The sequence below is a fragment of the Actinokineospora enzanensis DSM 44649 genome (assembly GCF_000374445.1).
Lineage (GTDB): Bacteria > Actinomycetota > Actinomycetes > Mycobacteriales > Pseudonocardiaceae > Actinokineospora > Actinokineospora enzanensis.
The window spans coordinates 16,333-33,912 of sequence record NZ_KB894443.1 but is presented as its reverse complement, the minus strand read 5'-3'; the positions used below and the strand labels follow the sequence as shown (position 1 = coordinate 33,912).

The window sequence follows — 17,580 nt, the reverse complement described above, 5'->3', positions numbered from 1 at the left end:
GACGATCTGCTGTGCCCCATGACCGAGTACCGCCAGCCGCGCTTCGCCACCCCCGCCGGGGCGACCGAGTTCCTGTTGATCCGCCACGGCGAATCAGCGCCTGCCCGCCCCGGAGTGCTGTTCGACTTACTCGACGACGGACAGGGCGACCCGGAGCTGGCACCGGAGGGCAGGCGCCAGGCCGAGGCGGTCGGCAAGCGGCTGGCCGACGTGGAGATCGACGTCGCGTACGTGACCACGTTGCGGCGCACGGTACAGACGGCGGCGCCCTATCTGGCGGCGACCGGGAAGGTCCCGCTGGTCGAGCCCGACCTACGTGAGGTGCACCTCGGCGACTGGGAAGGCGGCGTGTTCCGGCAGCGGGTCGCCGAGCGGGACCCGACCTTCCTGCGGTCGCGCCGCGAGCAGCGGTGGGACGCGATCCCCGGTGCGGAACGGGACGAGGTATTCCAGGCCCGGGTCGAGGGGGCGATCCGCAGGCTGGCGGGAGCGCACCCAGGGCAGCGGCTGGTCGTGTTCACGCACAGCGGAGTGATCGCGCGCGTGCTGGCGTCGGCCACCGGCGCGGGACCGTTCGCGTTCCTCGGCTGCGACAACGGATCGCTGACGCACCTGGTCGTGTCCGGTGACGAGTGGACCGTGCGCCGCTACAACGACACCACCCACCTGGACGGCGACCTGTCCCGGGCGGGCGCGCTGCCGACGTAAGTGACCGGCGAGTAACATCAACGCATGTCGACTCGCCAGGTGTCCGAGACCAGGGTCATCGCCGCCCCGCCGGACCGGATCTTCGCGCTGCTGGCCGACCCCGCCCAGCACCCGCTCATCGACGGCTCCGGCACGGTCCAGGCCTCCCGCAGCACCGGCCCGCGCAAGCTGGAGCTGGGCGCGCGGTTCGGCATGGACATGAAGATGGGCCTGCCGTACAAGATCCTCAACACCGTGGTGGAGTACGAGGAGAGCCTGCTCATCGCCTGGCGGCACTTCTACGGCCACCGCTGGCGCTGGCAGCTGCGCGACCTCGGCGACGGGCGCACCGAGGTGACCGAGACGTTCGACTACTCGACCACGCCGGTGGGGTTCCTGCTCGCCCTGGTCGGCTTCCCGGAACGCAACCGGCGCGGCATCCACGCCACCCTCGACCGGCTGGCCGGGATGTTCGAGCCCGACTTGTCAAGCGGGCCGCCCCCATCGGTGTGACCATTATCGGCATGACCTATCCGCAGGAGCCCGATCCGCAGCGGACGCGAGCGTTACCTCAGCGGGACCCCGCGTACCGGGACGACCCGTACGTACGGCCCGCCCAGGAAGAGGTCGTCCGCGAGCGGGTCGAGGACAGCTACGCAGGCCGGGTGCGCACCGTCCGCATGGTGTGCTCGGCGATCACCTTCATCGTGGGTCTGTTCGCGGTCGTACTGGTCGCGCAGATCATCCTGGTCTTGGCCGAGGCCAACCCGGACAACGGGTTCGCCTCGTTCGTGGCCGGGTTCTCCTCCGGCGTGTCCCTTGGCTTCGACGGGCTGTTCGCGCCCGGCTCGCACAAGGCCGCCGTCCTGTTCAACTACGGCACCGCCGCCATCGTGTGGCTGCTCATCGGCGCCGCCCTCACCTATCTGATCCGCCGGTTCGCGCTCCCGGGTCCGCGCCGCGAGATCCGGTACCGCCGCACCGTGGAATAGTTCCACTGTGGACCGTCTTGGCCGTGTCCCGCACGACACGGCCAAGACCGGTGCGTCAGCGCGACGGTGTGATGAGCCCGGACTCGTAGGCGGCGATCACCAACTGGGCCCTGTCCCGCGCGTGCAGCTTCGCCAACAGCCGCCCGATGTGCGTCTTGATCGTGGCCGGACTCAACACCAGCCGCTCCGCGATCTCCGCGTTGGACAACCCCCGCGCGATCAACACGAGCACCTCCCGCTCTCGCTCGGTCACCCCGTCCAACGGCGTGGGCCGCTTCCCCGGACCGGGCATCCGCGCGAACTCCCCGATGAGCCGCCGCGTCACCGATGGCGCCAACAGCGCCTCACCGCGTGCCACCAACCGGATCGCGGAGAGCAGATCGGCGGGCCGGGTGTCCTTGAGCAGGAACCCGCTGGCGCCCGCGCGCAGTGCGCCGTAGACGTACTCGTCGAGGTCGAAGGTGGTCAGGATCAACACCCGCGCCCCCTTGCCGCGCAACTCCCTGGTGGCGCCGATCCCGTCGAGCCGGGGCATCCGGACATCCATCAGGACGACATCGGCTCCGGTCCGCGTGACGACCTCCACGGCCTCCACCCCGTCCCCGGCCTCCCCGACCACCTCAAGATCCTCCGCCGACTCGATCAACATCCGAAAACTCGCCCGCAACAACGCCTGGTCATCGGCGATCACCACCCGAACCACAGCCACCCCCGTGCGCAGGCACCGCTCCCCTGGGTACACCTCATCGCCCCTGTCTCCCACCGTCATGCCGGACCTTCGATCCGGGCTCACAGGTATGAGCAGCCCGACCCGACGATCAAGGACACAGTCCCCCCAATCTTCACCCATCCGCGTCAACGTGGCGTGGTCATGGTTCTCGAATGGCGACCGTGGTGGTGTTGCCCTGGTCTGTGCCGTCGCGGGCCCTGCCGATGCTTGTCCTGCTGGTGCTCGCCTCTGTCGTGTCGGCATACGGGAGGTGGGCACGGACGGCGAAGCCACCGCCGGATTGGGGGCCTGCGCTGAACTGGCCCGCGTAGAGGCCGACTCTTTCGCGCATGCCGATGAGGCCGTGGCCGGTGGGATGGTCGATGGGATGGTCCGCGGCGAGTCGGGTGCCGTCGTCGGTCACCTCGACAGTGACGGATTGGCCGGTGTCGTCGACGAGAACCCGGCAGTTGGCGGGAGCGGCGTGTCTGACCACATTGGTCAGTGCCTCTTGCACGATGCGGAAGACGGTCTGTTCGACGCCGTTGGGCATGGTGCCGGAGTCGTGGTAGACGACGTCGACCTTGACGCTGGCGAGTTCGGCGCGGCGGATCAGCTCGGTCATCTGATCGAGGGTGGGGGCCGGGGCGACCGGGGCGTCGTCCTCGGTGGCGCGGAGCATGCCGAGCATGCGGCGGAGCTCGGCGAGGGCCGCGCGGCTGGCCTCCTCGATCTCGGTGAGGGCGGCGCCTGCCTCGTCCGGGCGGTCGGCGGCCACGTGGTTGGCCACCGCGGCGCGGACGGTGATCATGGTCATGTCGTGCGCGATCACATCGTGCAGTTCGCGGGCGATACGCAGGCGCTCGGCGCCGACGGCCTCGGCAGCACTCTGCCGGGCGGTGAGCGCCAGGAGTTCGCGGCGTTCACGGGACAGCACCCCGAGGGCCCAGCCCGCGACCACGAGGGTGCAGCCCAGGACCACCCAGGCGACGTCGGAGGCGACGGCGGCGACCACCACGAGCAGCATGGCGATGAGCATTCCGAACACGCCCGCGCGGAATCCCCGGCTGCTCGCCAGGGAGTAGAGGGCGAACACCAGGACCAGGCAACCCTCCCAGCCGACGCCCACGGCATAGGTGAGCACCGCGACGACGACGGCGGCCGCGAAGACCGACACCGGCCAGAACCGGCGGAGCACCACCGGAACCAGGGCGAGCGCGGCCACGACATGCGCGATCCAGTCCGGCACGCCCCCGGGTGGCGCCCAGGCACCGCCCGCCAGGTTGCCGCTCACCAGCACAGCCATCGCCACGGCGAACGCGACGTCGAAGACGACGAGGTGCCGGGGCGTCAGCCTGCCCGTGAACGGTATGCGCTGCTTGTCCATGCACACGACGGTATCGAGCGGATCGGCGGCTGTCGTCGGACCAGCGGTGTCATACCGTGGTCCGATGCGGGGCCCTGAAGACCGGACCGTGCTCCGATCCGCCGGGCCGCTCGCGAGGCCATCGTTGTCACCATGATTCAGCTCATCGAACTCACCAAACGATACGGCCCCACGACGGCCGTGGACGGCCTGACGTTCACCGTCCGGCCCGGTCGGGTGACCGGGTTCCTCGGCGCCAACGGGTCCGGCAAGTCCACCACCCTGCGCATGCTGCTCGGTCTGGACGCACCCACCTCGGGGCGCGCCCTGATCGACGGCAGGCCATACGCGACGATCCCACGGCCGCTGCACCACGTCGGCGCCCTGCTCGACGCGAGCGGGGTGCATGGCGGCCGCACCGCGCTCGACCACCTGCACTGCCTCGGCCGCGCCAACGGCATCGGCCGGGTCCGGGCCGCGCGGGTGCTCGCCGAGGTCGGCCTGGCAAGCGTGGCGAACAGGCGCGTGCGCGGCTTCTCCCTGGGTATGAAGCAACGCTTGGGCGTGGCCGCCGCGTTACTCGGCGATCCGACGGTGCTGCTGTTCGACGAGCCGGTCAACGGCCTCGACCCGGAGGGCATCCGCTGGCTGCGCGACCTGGTCCGCGGGCTCGCCAGGGAAGGCCGCACCGTGCTCGTGTCCAGCCACCTGATGAGCGAGATGGCGCTCACCGCCGACCACGTCGTGGTGATCGGCCGCGGCAGGCTGATCACCGAGGCGTCCATGGCCGAACTGACCGAACGGTTCCACCGCGACGTACTGGTCACCACGCCGGACCGCGACGACCTGGCGCGGGCGCTGCGCGCGGCTGGGGCGGAGGTCCACACCGAGCCGGACGGCTTGTCGGTCACCGGTTTGTCGCCGGGCGAGATCGGCGACCTCGCCCGCGCCCGCGGCCACGCCGTGCACGGCCTCACCCAGCGCTCGGCGAGCCTGGAGGACGCCTACTTACAGCTCACCGAGCACAGCACCGAGTTCCGCGCCACCCGACAGGAGTCCTACCGATGACCACCCACACCCTGCGCGACGCGTACTCCGCCGAGCTGCTCAAACTGCGCTCCCTGCGCTCCACCCGCACCGTCCCGGCCGCGGCGCTCCTGGCCGTCGTCGCGGGCGCCGTGCTGGCGATCCTGCTCACCAACGACTTCGACGCGTCCCCACCGGATCTACGGGCCCACTTCGCCAGTGCCGATCCCTCGATCCTGATCACCCCCGTACTCGGCCTGGCGCTCGCCGCCATCGCCGCCCCGGTGTTCACCGCCGAGTACGGCACGGGCGCCATCCGGGCCACCATGATCGGTGTCCCGGCACGCCGCAAGCTGTTCACGGCCAAGGCACTCACGGTCGCGAGCATCGCCGCGGCGGCGGGAATGGTCGTCTCGTTCGCGTTGTACGCACTGACCACGTGGGTGGTGGGCGACCGGCCCGCCCCACTCGCCCCGTGGCCGACCCCGATCGACGGCGTGCCCTCGGCATTGGCGAACGGGACGATCGTGGTGGTCGTCGCCCTGCTGGCCCTTGGCTTAGGTGCCGCGCTCCGCTCGACCGCGGGTGCCCTGGTGACGGTCACGCTGCTGCTGTTCGTGCTCCCCGGCCTCGGCCTGTTCCTGCCCCCGCCCGCCACGGAGTGGATCACGTCGATGTCCCTGGTGAACCTGGCCCCGGCGATCAGCGGCACGACGACGGACACCGTGCTGTCCCCAGCGGCGGCCGTGATCGTCGCACTGGCCTACGCCGCCGTACCGCTGGCCCTGGGTTGGCTGCGCTTCTCCCGGAGGGACGCATGATCTGACAACGGCCGAGTACGACACGACTTCACGACAGGCACTACAAGGCGGTCACCTAGCCCCGACCCATCGGATCCATTGTAGATTGATAACTCCATAGTGGACGAACTTAGGACGTCAGCAGCTGGGACATGCTCTCCCGCACCGTCGGGTCCGGCTCCTCAGCGACCGCTTGGCGGAGGGCCGACTGGACCTCGGGGTCCCACGTCTCCGGCCCCCACCCGGTGAGGGTGCGGGTGGCCATGACCCGGTTGCGGGTGACCGGGCAGCGCAGCGCGGCCAGGACGAAATCCGTGCCATGGCCGGGGAAGTCGCGCAGTCCGGTCACCACGGTGCCGAGGACCATGTGCGCGGACAGACGGTCGCCGACGGCGGCAATGTCGGTCGGGCCGGTGGACAGGGCGGCCAGGGGCAGCGCGGCGGAGGCCAGGTCCAGGATGGCGGGCAGCCGGGTGGTGGTGGCCTGGGACATCAGGCTCAGCCAGTCGGCGTCGGTGGGGGTGGCGCGGATGCGGCGGACGGTGGCCGGGAACCGGTCGATGCCCAGGACCCGGGCGGCGTAGTCGGCGTCCTGGTGGACGCGGTCGTCGGCGGCGTCGAGGTCGCGCAGGGTGAGGTCGCGCCAGCGGGGTTCGGCCATCAGGTCGCGGCAGCGGCGGACCAGGGCGTCGTGGCGGGCCAGGTCCCAGCCGCGGGTGTAGCGCTCGTCCCAGCCGGGGCCGGTGAGGAACTCCGAGATCCGGGCGGCCACCACGAAGTGGCGCAGCGCGTGCGCGCGCGTGGTCAGGTGGCCGACCAGCAGCCACAGCGCGAGTGGGGCGTCCGGGTAGTCGTCGATGTCCTCGGCCGGGCCGCCCTCGACCAGCGCGCAGACGATCTCGGCGGCCGCGTCGAACAGTTCCTCGTCCGGCTCGGCGGCCAGGGCGTCGGCCAGCCTGCCGATGGTGGCGGCGCGGTGGGCCAGGTAGGTGTCCATCTCGGAGTTGCGGAAACCGCCGCGCAGCAACCAGTCCCGCACCTCCGGGCCCGCGTCGGGGCCGAAGCACTCCACCACGCTGATCCGACCCCAGCCCTCGACCCCGCGGGCCAGGGCGAGCAGCACCGGCTCCGGGTCGGCGTGCGCGGCGCGGACGGTGTCCACCACGAACCGGGTGAACTCCTCGTGCCTGCCCACGGTCAGCAGCAGCTCGGTGTCGATCGCGGACAAGCCCAGCCCGAGCAGCGCGATGCCGACCTTCACCGCCGCCCGGTGGCCGGACTCGACCACCAGGCGACGGCCGAGTGCCCGCGTTCCGGCGGCAGGCAGTTCCAGATCCCGCACCCCGTCGAGCAGTCCGTCGAGATCGGCGAGCGCGGTCCGGTCGCATAGCGCGGCGTACAACGGCTCATACCCGGCCGGATCCCGGACCGCGGCGGCGATCAGGTCCGGCAGCGCGTCGCCGCCGCGGCCGGTGTACCGGTCGGTGGCCCACCGCGCCAAGCCGCCGCCGTCCGACTCGTCGATCTGGTCGTCGGGCAGCACCTCGCCGCCGGGCAGCAGCCCGCACCCGCTCGGGTCCAGATGGGCGACGACGTGGTCGTGGATTGTCCGCACCGACACATTGTCGCGCGCGCATCCGACACCCACCGCGAGCCGTCCACACCCGGCCTAATCAGCGCAACGGCTTGACCAGCAGCTCGAACTCCAAGTCCGTGCGCAACGGCACGCCGAAGCGCTCGTCGCCGTACGGGAACGGCGACATCTCGCCGGTGCGCAGGTACCCGCGGCGGACGTACCAGGCGATCAGGTCGGCCCGCGCGGTGATCACCTTCATACGCAGCTCGGTCAGCCCCCACTCGGCCGCCACGTACCGCTCGGCCTCGGCCAGCACCGCCCGGCCCACGCCGCCGCCCTGCTCCGACGGGACCACCGCGAACATGCCGAAGTAGCCCGCCCCGTCCTCCACCGCGACATGGCAGCAGGCCACCGGCACACCGTCGCGCTCGGCCACCAGCACCGCGCTCTTGCCCGCGGTGATCACCTCGGCGACGCCCTCCGGATCGGTGCGCTGTCCCTCCAGCAGATCGGCCTCCGTCGTCCACCCGATCCGGCTGGACTCGCCGCGGTAGGCCGATTGCACCAGCGGCACGAGCATCGGGACATCGGCCAGGCCCGCCCGGCGAAAGGTCAGCACGGGCGCAGCGTAATCGCTGTTCAGAGGGTGGACCACCAACGGTCGACGGGCGGCGGCGCGGCCACGTCCACCCGCTGGCCCGGCCGCGGCACCGCGACCGGCACACCGCGCCGCTCGGCCTCGGCCAGCACTCGCTCCACCGGGTCGGCCCACGGGTGCGGGGAGAGCGAGAACGTCGCCCAGTGCACCGGGATCATCAGCCCGCCGCGCACGTCCACGTGCGCGGCCACGCCCTCCTCCGGCGTCATGTGGATGTCCGGCCAGCCGGGTGCGTACGCGCCGACCTGCACCAGGGCCGCGTCGAACGGCCCGTACTCGGCGCCGATCTCGGCGTAGCCGTCGAAGTAGCCGGAGTCGCCGGTGTAGAAGACGCTGTGCTCCGGTCCGGCGATCACCCAGGACGCCCAGAGCGTGCGGTCGCGGGCAAAGGCGCGGCCGGAGAAGTGCTGCGCGGCGGTGGCGGTCAGCCGCAGCCCGCCGACCTTGGCCGTCTCCGACCAGTCCAGCTCGATGATCCGGTCGTCCGGCACGCCCCAGCGCTCCAGGTGCGCGCCGATGCCCAGTGGCACCACGAACGGCGCGGTCTGGGTACGCAGCAGCGCGCGGATCGCGGCCAGGTCCAGGTGGTCGTAGTGGTCGTGCGAGATGACCACGGCGTCGACCGGGGGCAGCTGCTCGATGGGCTGCGGCGGCCGGTGCAGCCTGCGCGGCCCGACCAGCCGGGACGGCGACACCCGGTCGCTCCAGACCGGGTCGAGCAGGACGCGGGCGCCGTCCAGCTCCACCAGCGCGGTGGCGTGCCCGTGCCAGGTGATGTGCAGGCCCTCGGTGACCGGAGCACCCGGGGTGACCACGGGACGGGGCCCGCGGGTTTGCGCTTGGCACCGTCGGCGAAGAACTCGCGCATGGTGGTCCGCATGACGGCGGGGTCCATGGGGCGCGGATCGGCGCGGTTGTGGAAGGCACCGTCGCGGAACTGCGGGGAACGGGCGATCCGGTCGGCCCGCGCACCGCGCGACCGCCTGCCCAGCGCGACCGGGACGTCGTGGGCCACCCAGGCCGCCGCGGCCAGCCCCAGCGCGATCAGTGCTCGTCTCATGCGTACATCGTCGCCGCCGGGCGCTGTGATGGCTCTCAGCGGGGCGGCGCTGTCAGCCGGTCGGGCAGGTCTGGTCAGCCGGTCCGGTCAAGTCGAGTCCGGTCAGGCGGTCGGGTCGCCGCCCGCGGTCAGGCGCAGGCGCATGGCGCGGCGGGCGACCAGGCCGGGGCGCGGGGCGCGCACCGACATGCCGCCGAGCTGGTCGGCGTCGAGGCGGATGCCGGTCGGTGCCGGGTACTCCTCGTCGGGGGCGTCCGGGTGGTCCGGCGGCAGCAGGTCCAGGATCGCGCGCAGCGCCCAGCGGGCGTGCCCGTGGTAGGACCAGACGACGGTCTCGGCGGTGAACACGTCCCAGTCGGGCGTCTGCCGGGCGCGCGCGGCGGTGACGTCGTGCGCGTCCTTGATCACCACGAAGTCGACGTGGTGCTCCCAGGCGTAGGTGGCCACGATCGCCTCGGGCTGGTCGGCGCCACCGCACAGGTACACGGTGAACCCGTCCGCGACAACGGCGCGGAGCAGGTCGTCGATCTCGCTCAGGTCGGACGGTTGTGACAGTTCGCAGGGCTGACTCATCGTGATCACCCGATTGGCCGGTGTCATTGTCGCGACAACAAGGCGCTCCGATGACACGGTGTGGTCGTACCTCCTGTGTACATCACCCGAATGCCCGCTGGGGAGGCATTGACGCCAATGACACAAAGAGGACGCATATCGATGCCCACCACACTTGTGAGTTATGGCCGATCGTCATCAACTGGGTAACGAGAGCACTAACAGTCGCTACCCTGCTGAAAAGCCACCCACGTGGGTGACTACTCTCACCTCGGTTCTGCTGGTTCTCGTCTGCGGCTCGGAAGCGTGAGGGCCCGCGACAACCCTGCTGGAGATGGAGTTGCCTTGAACACGAAGCGTTCCCGCGACTGGCTGTTAGCCGCCGGTCGCACCCTGGTCGTCAGCACCGTCGCCATCGTCGCCACGGCGGTCTTCTCCGGTATCGCGAGCGCCGAGGACGACCCCGACCCGTGCGCGCCGACCGGCGAGGGCACGGTCCGCATCGCGGGTGAGGACCCGGGCTGCACCACGACCACGACCACCACCACGACGACGACCAAGACGGAGCCGTCGGAGACCACCACCACGAAGCCGACCGAGCCCAGCGCGCCCGAGTCGACCGTCACCAGGACCCCGACCCAGCCGGTGCGCTCGGCGGGCGCGGTCGTGACGCCGACCGCGAAGGTGCCGAACCCGCAGGGCCGCGCCAACGCCGCCGTGCAGAACGACGCGGCGGGCGGCGACGAGCTGGCCAACACCGGTGCCGACGTGGGCGCCCCGCTCGCTCTGGGCAGCCTGCTGGTGGTCGGCGGCGCGAGCGTGCTCGTGCTCGCCCGCAGGCGCCGCTCCGCCGACTAGTCTCGGCGAGCACCTGGTACGACGGTCGAGAGGGCTGGAACCCGCCGGGGTTCCAGCCCTCTCGCCGTTGCGGTGTCCAGTAGTTGTCCACGGCGGCCGCGGTTCGCCCGGCACCCCAACGGATGGATCACCGATGTCCGCACCGGCGAGCGCGCGCCGCTCAGGCCGGGGCGTGCGAGGCCACCAGGTCGACGATGATCCGCCGGGTCTGGTCGAGGGTGTCCTGGTGGCCGACCGCGTCAAGGCGGAAGGCGAGCCGGGTCAGCACGTCCGCGGTGGTGACGCACTGCAGGATGGTGGCCCGCAGCGCCGGGGTGTCCACGAAGTCGAAGCGCGCCACCAGCAACTCGGCGAACACCGCGGCGAGCGGGTCGTCGAAGCCGGTGGACTCCAGTTCACCGGCGGCCAGGCCCGCGCCGCTCACCGCGCGGAAACCGTTGTCCGCGCGGCACATGTCCACGTAGACGGTGTGCGCGTGCTCCACCGCCGCCCGCCAGCCGTCGTCGTCCTCGTGCTCGGCGACGTGCTCACCGACCCGTTCGGAGAACCGGCGGGTGTTGCGGTCGAGCACGGCGCGCATCACCGCGGTCTTGTCCGGGAAGTAGCGGTAGACCGATCCGATCGAGACAGTCGCCGCCTTCGCGATGTCGGCGGTGGTCGTGGCCGCGAACCCCTTCTCCGCGACCACCCTGGCCGCCGCGTCCAGGATGCGCTCGATCTGCCTGCTGGCCCGATACTGGGTGGGTGTCCGCCGAACCTGGTAAGGCGTGTCTGGAACGGTCACATCAGCCATTGTGCCCAGGTCACCGCGATGATCCGGGCCGCTTGGAGGAATCCTTGTCGGAAACATGCGTGTTCTGCGGAATCGTCGCGGGGGAACTCCCGGCCGCGACCGTCCACGAGGACCACGACACGCTGGCCTTTTTGGACCACCGGCCGCTGTTCCGCGGACATGTCCTACTGGTACCCAAGGTGCACGTGACGATCCTCAGCGAGCTGCCCGCCGAGCGGGTGGGCCCGTTCTTCACGCTGGCCCAGCGGCTGGAGCGGGCGGTGGAGGACGGACTCGGCGCGGACGGCTCGCTGATCATGATCAACAACGTGATCAGCCAGTCGGTGCCGCACCTGCACCTGCACGTCATCCCGCGCCGCAAGAAGGACGGGCTACGGTTCTGGCTTGGACCGCGCCACCCCTACGACGACGAGCACCCCGCCGAGGAATACGCGAACCGCATTCGCGCCGCGCTCGCGAATACCTGACGCGACGCGATCAGTGGTGTACAACGGGTGATGGATCGGGGTGCTGGGCGGTATCTCCCGAGGGGCGGCGAGATGGTGGACGGGCACGACCAGCTGGCGGCGTTGGTGGCACCGCTGTCCCTGGCACACCTGACGTCCGTGCTGGCGCGCTGGCTGTGGGACGGCCACCGCGCCGCCGCCGAGCTGCAGGCGCTGCGCCGCGACGACGCGCGCGGCCACTGGGACAACGCCTTCAGCTACGGCACCGACCGCTACCAGTACCTGGTGCGGACCGCCGACTCGCTGATCGACGAGATCGACGGCCTGGCACCGGACCGCGGATACCAGTCGCTGCTGCTGAAGCTGCCCCGGGTCGCGCTCTACCCGCTCAGCGCGGCGAGCGGCCCGCACGGCCCGATGGGCACCGCAAGCGAGCTGCGCCGGGAGCTGCTCAACGACGCCGAGTCCCCGGAGCTGGCGTTGCTGAGCAGGCGCGAGATGTGGGTGGCCAACCGGGAGCTGGTGCTGCTGCCGTGGTCGGGCAGCGAGGACGTGGGACTGACCGGATTGTGGGCGGGCAAGGGCGAGGCGGACCGGCACGACCGGGCGCACGTCGACTGGGAATGGTTGGTACAGCTGGACCTCACCGGCGGCACCGGCCAGGCGGGCCTGTTCGACGCGGTCCCGCTCGACCGCCCGCTGCGCCGCCGAACGGGTCAGCGGCGCGCGCTGTAGTGCCCCGGCGCGGCTGATCCACCCCGGCTGACCTGTGCCGACGTGGGAGTTCCCGGGGTCGGGGCGCGCGGGCGGGGGCGATAGGCGACGATGTTGCGGTCCGTTTTCGTCCAAGCTGGGAGTCCGTCCGGTGTCCTCCGAACCCTTCGCGTTGGCGTCGGCGTTCGACCCGCCCCGGCTGACGATGGCGCGCAGGCTGGCCGGACGCAGCGCTGCCGACCTGGCCGCGACGCTGGGCCATCCGGTCGAACGGTACGAACTGGGCCAGGTCCGACCGACCGCCGACGTGGTCCGCGCCTGCGCGCGCGTGCTGGGCGTGGAGCCGGGGTTCTTCACCGCGGGCAGGCCACGGCTGCACCTCGACCTGGAGCGGACATCGTTGCCGCGCGGGGCGGAGCGGACAGCGGCGTTCCTGGAACTGCTCTGGGAAGTGCTGTGCGTGCTGAACGAGCAGGTAGAGCTGCCGGACGCGGCATTGTTCCCGCCCGGTAAGCCTGCCGCGCCCGCACGGGCCGCGATCCCGACCGCGCTGGCGCACAAGGTCCGGCTCGACTGGTGTGCCCGGGGTGGCCCGCTGCACCGCCTGGTGGGCAGGCTGGAGGGCCGCGGGATCATCGTGGTGCCGTTCGCCGGGGCGCCATGCGTGGCGGACCTGCCCGGCCACACCGTGATCACCGTGGACCCGCGGCAACCGGTGGCCGAGCGGCGCTGGGCGACGGCCGAGCAGTTCGGCCACCTGCTCTACGGCGTGGACACCTGCGCGCGGCCGAGCGCGGTCGCGTTCGGGGCAGAGCTGCTGCTGCCCTGCGGCTCGCTGGTGGCCGCGGAGATCCGCCGGGACCCGGTCGAGGTGGCCACCCGGTTCGGCGTGCCGGTGGCGCGACTGCTGCACCGGGCGCGCGCGTTGCGGCTCGTCGGCACCGCGGTCGACCCGCCGCGCGCGGTCCCGGACGGGGACGTGCCGGATGACGAGGTGCCGCGGTTGTTGGCCGAGGCGGCCGGGTTGGCGTTCACCGATCCGGTGCCGGAGCTGGCGGACCGCCTGTTCGTGACCCCGCGGCTGATGCGGGCGCTGCTGTCCGGATCGCCCGCCGTGCCCGACCGGCACCTCGCCGCGGTGCGATAAGGGCTCTGGATCGCGGGCCACCCGTCACGGAATGCGTGTTCGGTCGGATACCGTGCGTAGGAATCGCCGGAACCGTCGGCGAGGGGAGGCCGATGTCGCCGCGCGAGGCGGTCGCGGGGATGCGCGCCGCGCTGACCGCGGAGATCACCAGTCTCCGCCGGGCCGACGACGCGTCCGCGCCGACGGCGAGACTGGTGTCCGCCCGCACCACCGGCGGTGACCCGACCGGGCGGTACTACCTGGCCAGGGTGACCGCCTGGCCGACGGACCTGCCCAGGGACTCGGCGCTGGTGGCGCGGGCGGGGACCCGCGGCCCATGGCACCCGGTGACCGGGGTGGAGGTCACCGGGCGGGACGCGCGGTTCAGCTGTCCGGTCGACCTCGGCGCCGAGCCCCCGGTGGTGTTCCTGCGCGCGGACCCGGCCCGCTCGGCCATCGCGCTGCGCGAGGCCATCGGCGATGTGCTCGGGCGTGGCAAGGCCGACCTGGTGCTTGGCGCGCGGGCGAAGACCGCCGTGTCCACCGAGGCGGCCCGGCTGACGACCGAGTTCGGCAAGCTCAACCTGAGCCAGCAGAGCGCGGTGGCGCGGGCGCTGGCCGGGGACATCACGTTCATCTGGGGACCGCCGGGCACCGGCAAGACCGATGTGGTCGCCCGGATCGTGGAGGGCAGCCTGCGGCAGGGCCGGTCGGTGCTGTTCGTCGCGCCCACGCACGTGGCCGTCGACCAGGCGCTGGAACGCGTCTGCGACCTGGTGCACGATCTGCCGGACTTCGCCGACGGCCTGGTGCGGCGGGTGGGCGAGGCGCAGGTGTCCAGTCTGGTCGGCCGGTACGGCGACGTGATCGATCCGGACCAGGTGGTCGCCCGGCTGGGCGCGGGGATCTCCACTCGCGTGGCCGAACTGCGCGAACAGCAACGCGTGGTGACGGGCATGCTGCACGACCGGGAGGCGGCGGACGCCGCGCGCGCCGCCGTCCAGGCCGCGGTGGCCGCGCTCGGCCGCCACCACGCGCGTCGGGCCGACATCGTGCGCTATCTGACCACTGTGGACGGTCAGGTGGCCGGGCTGGACCGGCAGCTGGACGCGTTGGAGAAACAGCGGTTCTTCACCGAGCGCAGGGCCGAGCGGACCCGGGCCGAACGCGCCGAGCTGGCCCGCCAGCGGGTGGTACCGCTGCGCGATCTCACCGCCGTGGACGCCGCGATCGCCACCACCCAACGGGATCTGACCCGGTTGCACACGGAAGCGGACGCGGCGGTCCACCGCGCGGGAATCACGGACGCGGCGACGTTACGCGCACGAGCGGCCGCGATAGCCGACGAACTGACCCAGGCGACGGCAACGCTCGCGGAACTGCCCAAGCGCGTACAAGCCAACTGCCGTCTCGCGGCCATGACCACCCAACGCGGTTATCAGGGCGGATTACCCTTCTCGCCACAGGTTGTCGTGGTCGACGAAGCCGGAATGGTCGATCTCCCGACCGCTGTCTTCCTCGCGAGCCGCGCGAGCGAACGTGTCGTGTTCGCGGGTGACTTCCGCCAACTGCCCGCAGTCGTCACAGGTGAGACAGACCGACAGGCGACCGAGGAACAGCGCGCGACTGTCCGGCACTGGTTGAGCCGCGACGCTTTCCGCGCCTCCGGCGTGATCGGGCCCAACGGCGAGGTTCGCGAGGATCCGCGTCTGGCCCGGCTCGGCACCCAGTACCGGATGCGTCCGGGGATCTGCGCGGTGGTCAACGCCGTGGCCTATCCGGACGCGCCACTGCGGACCGGGCGCAGCGACGTGTCCTCGGTGGTCCGCTCGCCGGTGCTGTCCGGGCCGTTGGTGCTCATCGACACCAGCGGCCGCGCCGGGCTCGCGGGCACCGCCTACCGCAACGAGGTCCACGCCGCGCTGATCCGCGAGTACGTGCGCCTGCTGCAACACGACGGCGTGCTGCCCGCGCGCGGCGACGACCGCGTCGACCCGAAGTCCGTGCTCGCCGTGATCGCGCCCTACCGCAAGCAGGTGAAGCTGCTCGACGGGCACCTGACCGAGCGGCTGGGCAAGCAGTTCACGGGCCTGGTCGACACCGTGCACCGCTTCCAGGGCAGCCAGCGCCCGGTCGTGGTGATCGACACCGTGTCCGGCGCGAGCAGGCGGCTCGGCGTGTTCTACGAGGGCGTCGGTCCGGACTCGACGACGTGCAGGCTGCTGAACGTGGCGCTGAGCCGGGCGCAGGACCACGTGGTGGTCGTGGCCGATGTGGCGCACCTGCGCGAGCGGCTGCCCGCGGGCAGCGAGGTGCGGGTCATGCTCGACCACCTCACCGCGCACGCCCGGCACGTCCCGCTGGACGACCTGATCCCGGTGCGCACCGCCGCCGAGCTCGGCGACCTGGCCGCCGACGACCTGGCGCGGCCCGCGTTCTTCCCGGCCGACGAGGTCGACGCGGCCGTGCTGTGGGACTTCGCGCGCGCGGCCCGGCGGATCGAGATCTACTGCCCGTTCCTGCACAGCCGCCGCATGCCCCGGTTCCGCCCGGCGCTGCTGGCCGCGCTGGCCCGGGGCACCGCGGTACGCCTGTTCACCCGCGGCGCCGACGAGCACCCCGACCACGAGCCGATCCTGCGTGCTCTGGCGGCCGACGGGTTCGCGGTGGAGACCCGCGACCAGATGCACGAGAAGATGGTCGTGGTCGACGACGTGCTCTGGCACGGCTCGCTCAACCTGTTCGCCGACACCCGCGCCACCGAGCTGATGATGCGCCTGGCCAGCCCGGTGGCCTGCGAGGCGGCCCGGGTCACCGTGCACCGCGCCCAGCCGACCCGACCGCGGCGCGGACTGCCCGCGGGCGCGCGCGTGTACCTGAAAGTGCCGTTCGCGGAGAAAGAAGAGGCGAAGAAGGTCGGCGCCCGCTGGGACGGCGCGCGGCGCCAGTGGTACGTGGACGGTGCCAACGCCACCGCGGTGACCCGCTGGGGCGATTGAGGCCGTTCACGTCCTGGACGTCCGGATGTACCCCGGTCCACCCATGATCGTCATCGAATCGGAACGTGGCGGCCGGGCCGGGCATCGGTACGGGGTGGATGGTGAGCACTCGCCGGGGCTCGACAACCCCTACCCGATCGGGGCGCGCACTTCCACCGCACGCGAGTCCGCTGCCGCCTGTCGGGGCCCTCGTGTCGCCCGGATGGGTGGTGTACCGACGAACGACCGGATGCCCGCCCAGGAGCGGGGGAATCTGGTGACATCCGGGGCTTGCATTCTGGCGCCAACCCGGACACATTGGTTCAGACCACTCAATGGTTCAGACCAGTTGGCTACGGAGGCGGGATGGCGCGGATCAGACCCAACGAGCTGGTGGCCGACGCCTGCGTCGGGCTGCTGGGTCGCCGGGTGCGCGGGCTGAGCTGGACCGGCCGTGAACTGTCGTGGGTGGACGCGCGGGCGCGCAGGCTGCAACTGGGCCGGATGACCGAACTGGGCCCCCGGCACGTGGCCACCCTGGGCGTGGACGGGCGCGCGGTGGGCGCGGTGGCCACCCGCGACGGCTGGGTGGTGGCGGGCGAACCGGTGCTGCTGCGCCGGGACGGCCGGGTGCTCCCGCTGGAGTTCCCGCCCGCGGACGGCGTCTGGTGCGATCCGGCAGGCAGGCTGTGGCTGGGCACCGAGGACACGCTGTACCGCGTGGACCTCAGTGGCTCGGTCCACCCCGTCCTGTCCGGCCCCACCCACGGTCTGGCGTGGAGCCCGGACACCACCGTCCTCTTCCGCGTCGGCGCGGACGGCTTGGTGGCACACCGGTTCGACCTCGCCAACGGCACGATAGGCGCGGAGCGCGGGCTGGTCCCGGACGCGCGCGGCGTCGCAGTGGACATCGACGGGTTCGTCTGGGTCGCGGCGGGCGACACCGTGCGCCGCATCGACCACACCGGCACCTCGTACACCATCGTCCGGCTCCCGGACGCCGCCGACTGCTGCTTCGCCGGACCCACCATGCTGATCACCACCGGGGACGGCACGGTGCACGCCTGCGACGCCGGGGTGCGCGGTCAGCCCGCCGTGCGCTGGATGGGGCTGCCCCGGCGCGGCCGCGCGGTCCCCCGCCCGGTCCTCTGACCGCAGCACGCCGTGACCGTCAGCATCCGGCGGTTCGTATGTTCGAGCGAATCCGCTTGATCGCTCTACCGACTCGACGGCCGCAAG

General features: G+C 72.0%; 17 protein-coding genes and 1 pseudogene. 11 read left to right on the top strand and 7 right to left on the bottom strand.

Going from position 1 to position 17,580, the window contains the following annotated elements; all coding sequences use genetic code 11:
- The first annotated feature begins 18 nt into the window (after window positions 1-18).
- From C503_RS0132610 to C503_RS0132600, 3 genes are read left to right on the top strand one after another with little or no spacing between them, the layout of a single operon-like run.
- Window positions 19-708: a histidine phosphatase family protein gene (locus C503_RS0132610; protein WP_018686431.1), complete on the top strand. Its 690-nt coding sequence runs from the start codon at window positions 19-21 to the stop codon at window positions 706-708.
- Window positions 709-732: 24 nt separating this feature from the next.
- Window positions 733-1,200, top strand: coding sequence for an SRPBCC family protein (locus C503_RS0132605; protein WP_018686430.1), 468 nt, complete (start codon window positions 733-735; stop codon window positions 1,198-1,200).
- Between the two features lie 11 nt (window positions 1,201-1,211).
- Entirely contained in the window at window positions 1,212-1,679 is a 468-nt protein-coding gene (locus tag C503_RS0132600; RefSeq protein ID WP_026316934.1) for a hypothetical protein, read from the top strand.
- Between the two features lie 55 nt (window positions 1,680-1,734).
- Here C503_RS0132600 and C503_RS0132595 read toward each other — a convergent pair whose 3' ends face one another.
- Window positions 1,735-2,382, bottom strand: coding sequence for a response regulator (locus C503_RS0132595; RefSeq protein WP_026316933.1), 648 nt, complete (start codon window positions 2,380-2,382; stop codon window positions 1,735-1,737).
- 166 nt (window positions 2,383-2,548) lie between these two features.
- Window positions 2,549-3,775, bottom strand: a complete 1,227-nt coding sequence (locus C503_RS41690; RefSeq protein WP_018686427.1) for a sensor histidine kinase — start codon at window positions 3,773-3,775, stop codon at window positions 2,549-2,551.
- Between the two features lie 132 nt (window positions 3,776-3,907).
- On the opposite strand from C503_RS41690, the gene C503_RS0132585 reads away from it, so the two are divergent.
- Both C503_RS0132585 and C503_RS0132580 read left to right on the top strand, forming a co-directional pair.
- Entirely contained in the window at window positions 3,908-4,822 is a 915-nt protein-coding gene (locus tag C503_RS0132585; RefSeq protein ID WP_018686426.1) for an ABC transporter ATP-binding protein, read from the top strand.
- Window positions 4,819-5,601 (top strand): ABC transporter permease, encoded by a 783-nt coding sequence (locus tag C503_RS0132580; RefSeq protein ID WP_018686425.1) that lies wholly within the window; start codon window positions 4,819-4,821, stop codon window positions 5,599-5,601. Before C503_RS0132585 ends, C503_RS0132580 begins: the two co-directional genes overlap by 4 nt.
- A 109-nt stretch (window positions 5,602-5,710) precedes the next feature.
- On the opposite strand, the gene C503_RS0132575 is transcribed toward C503_RS0132580, so the two are convergent.
- From C503_RS0132575 to C503_RS0132560, 4 genes and pseudogenes are all read right to left on the bottom strand, one after another.
- The gene (locus C503_RS0132575; RefSeq protein ID WP_156893670.1) at window positions 5,711-7,195 is read right to left on the bottom strand and encodes a hypothetical protein; all 1,485 of its coding nucleotides are present in this window, start codon (window positions 7,193-7,195) and stop codon (window positions 5,711-5,713) included.
- Window positions 7,196-7,253: 58 nt separating this feature from the next.
- Window positions 7,254-7,775: a GNAT family N-acetyltransferase gene (locus C503_RS0132570; RefSeq protein WP_018686423.1), complete on the bottom strand. Its 522-nt coding sequence runs from the start codon at window positions 7,773-7,775 to the stop codon at window positions 7,254-7,256.
- 20 nt (window positions 7,776-7,795) lie between these two features.
- Window positions 7,796-8,874 (bottom strand): annotated as a pseudogene (locus C503_RS42780) (MBL fold metallo-hydrolase).
- Window positions 8,875-8,976: 102 nt separating this feature from the next.
- On the bottom strand, window positions 8,977-9,447 hold the full coding sequence (locus C503_RS0132560) for a hypothetical protein (protein WP_156893669.1): 471 nt from the start codon (window positions 9,445-9,447) through the stop codon (window positions 8,977-8,979).
- A 324-nt stretch (window positions 9,448-9,771) separates the two neighbouring features.
- Here C503_RS0132560 and C503_RS43790 point away from each other — a divergent pair, with 324 nt between their 5' ends.
- Window positions 9,772-10,284 carry an LPXTG cell wall anchor domain-containing protein gene (locus C503_RS43790; RefSeq protein ID WP_018686420.1) on the top strand — a complete coding sequence of 171 codons (513 nt, stop codon included), beginning with the start codon at window positions 9,772-9,774 and terminating at the stop codon, window positions 10,282-10,284.
- Between the two features lie 160 nt (window positions 10,285-10,444).
- On the opposite strand, the gene C503_RS41675 is transcribed toward C503_RS43790, so the two are convergent.
- A complete protein-coding gene (locus C503_RS41675; protein ID WP_018686419.1) occupies window positions 10,445-11,068 on the bottom strand; it encodes a TetR/AcrR family transcriptional regulator in 624 nt (207 codons plus the stop codon).
- Between the two features lie 68 nt (window positions 11,069-11,136).
- Between C503_RS41675 and C503_RS0132545 the strand changes: the two genes are divergently transcribed.
- The 5 genes from C503_RS0132545 to C503_RS0132525 all read left to right on the top strand — a co-directional run bounded on the left by C503_RS0132545 (window position 11,137) and on the right by C503_RS0132525 (window position 17,493).
- The gene (locus C503_RS0132545; protein WP_018686418.1) at window positions 11,137-11,544 is read left to right on the top strand and encodes an HIT family protein; all 408 of its coding nucleotides are present in this window, start codon (window positions 11,137-11,139) and stop codon (window positions 11,542-11,544) included.
- A 72-nt stretch (window positions 11,545-11,616) separates the two neighbouring features.
- Window positions 11,617-12,258, top strand: coding sequence for a hypothetical protein (locus C503_RS0132540; RefSeq protein ID WP_018686417.1), 642 nt, complete (start codon window positions 11,617-11,619; stop codon window positions 12,256-12,258).
- Window positions 12,259-12,388: 130 nt separating this feature from the next.
- Window positions 12,389-13,384, top strand: a complete 996-nt coding sequence (locus tag C503_RS43785) for an XRE family transcriptional regulator (protein ID WP_018686416.1) — start codon at window positions 12,389-12,391, stop codon at window positions 13,382-13,384.
- Between the two features lie 92 nt (window positions 13,385-13,476).
- The gene (locus C503_RS0132530) at window positions 13,477-16,362 is read left to right on the top strand and encodes an AAA domain-containing protein (protein WP_018686415.1); all 2,886 of its coding nucleotides are present in this window, start codon (window positions 13,477-13,479) and stop codon (window positions 16,360-16,362) included.
- Between the two features lie 345 nt (window positions 16,363-16,707).
- Window positions 16,708-17,493 carry an SMP-30/gluconolactonase/LRE family protein gene (locus C503_RS0132525; protein ID WP_018686414.1) on the top strand — a complete coding sequence of 262 codons (786 nt, stop codon included), beginning with the start codon at window positions 16,708-16,710 and terminating at the stop codon, window positions 17,491-17,493.
- Window positions 17,494-17,580 lie beyond the last annotated feature (87 nt).

What these genes read in the sequence shown, in the direction of transcription:
- C503_RS0132610 (WP_018686431.1), top strand. Translation starts at nt 19, where the DNA reads ATGACCGAGTACCGCCAGCCGCGCTTCGCCACCCCCGCCGGGGCGACC.
- C503_RS0132605 (WP_018686430.1), top strand. Translation starts at nt 733, where the DNA reads ATGTCGACTCGCCAGGTGTCCGAGACCAGGGTCATCGCCGCCCCGCCG.
- C503_RS0132600 (WP_026316934.1), top strand. Translation starts at nt 1,212, where the DNA reads ATGACCTATCCGCAGGAGCCCGATCCGCAGCGGACGCGAGCGTTACCT.
- C503_RS41690 (WP_018686427.1), bottom strand. Translation starts at nt 3,775, where the DNA reads ATGGACAAGCAGCGCATACCGTTCACGGGCAGGCTGACGCCCCGGCAC.
- C503_RS0132585 (WP_018686426.1), top strand. Translation starts at nt 3,908, where the DNA reads ATGATTCAGCTCATCGAACTCACCAAACGATACGGCCCCACGACGGCC.
- C503_RS0132580 (WP_018686425.1), top strand. Translation starts at nt 4,819, where the DNA reads ATGACCACCCACACCCTGCGCGACGCGTACTCCGCCGAGCTGCTCAAA.
- C503_RS0132560 (WP_156893669.1), bottom strand. Translation starts at nt 9,447, where the DNA reads ATGAGTCAGCCCTGCGAACTGTCACAACCGTCCGACCTGAGCGAGATC.
- C503_RS0132540 (WP_018686417.1), top strand. Translation starts at nt 11,617, where the DNA reads ATGGTGGACGGGCACGACCAGCTGGCGGCGTTGGTGGCACCGCTGTCC.
- C503_RS0132530 (WP_018686415.1), top strand. Translation starts at nt 13,477, where the DNA reads ATGTCGCCGCGCGAGGCGGTCGCGGGGATGCGCGCCGCGCTGACCGCG.
- C503_RS0132525 (WP_018686414.1), top strand. Translation starts at nt 16,708, where the DNA reads ATGGCGCGGATCAGACCCAACGAGCTGGTGGCCGACGCCTGCGTCGGG.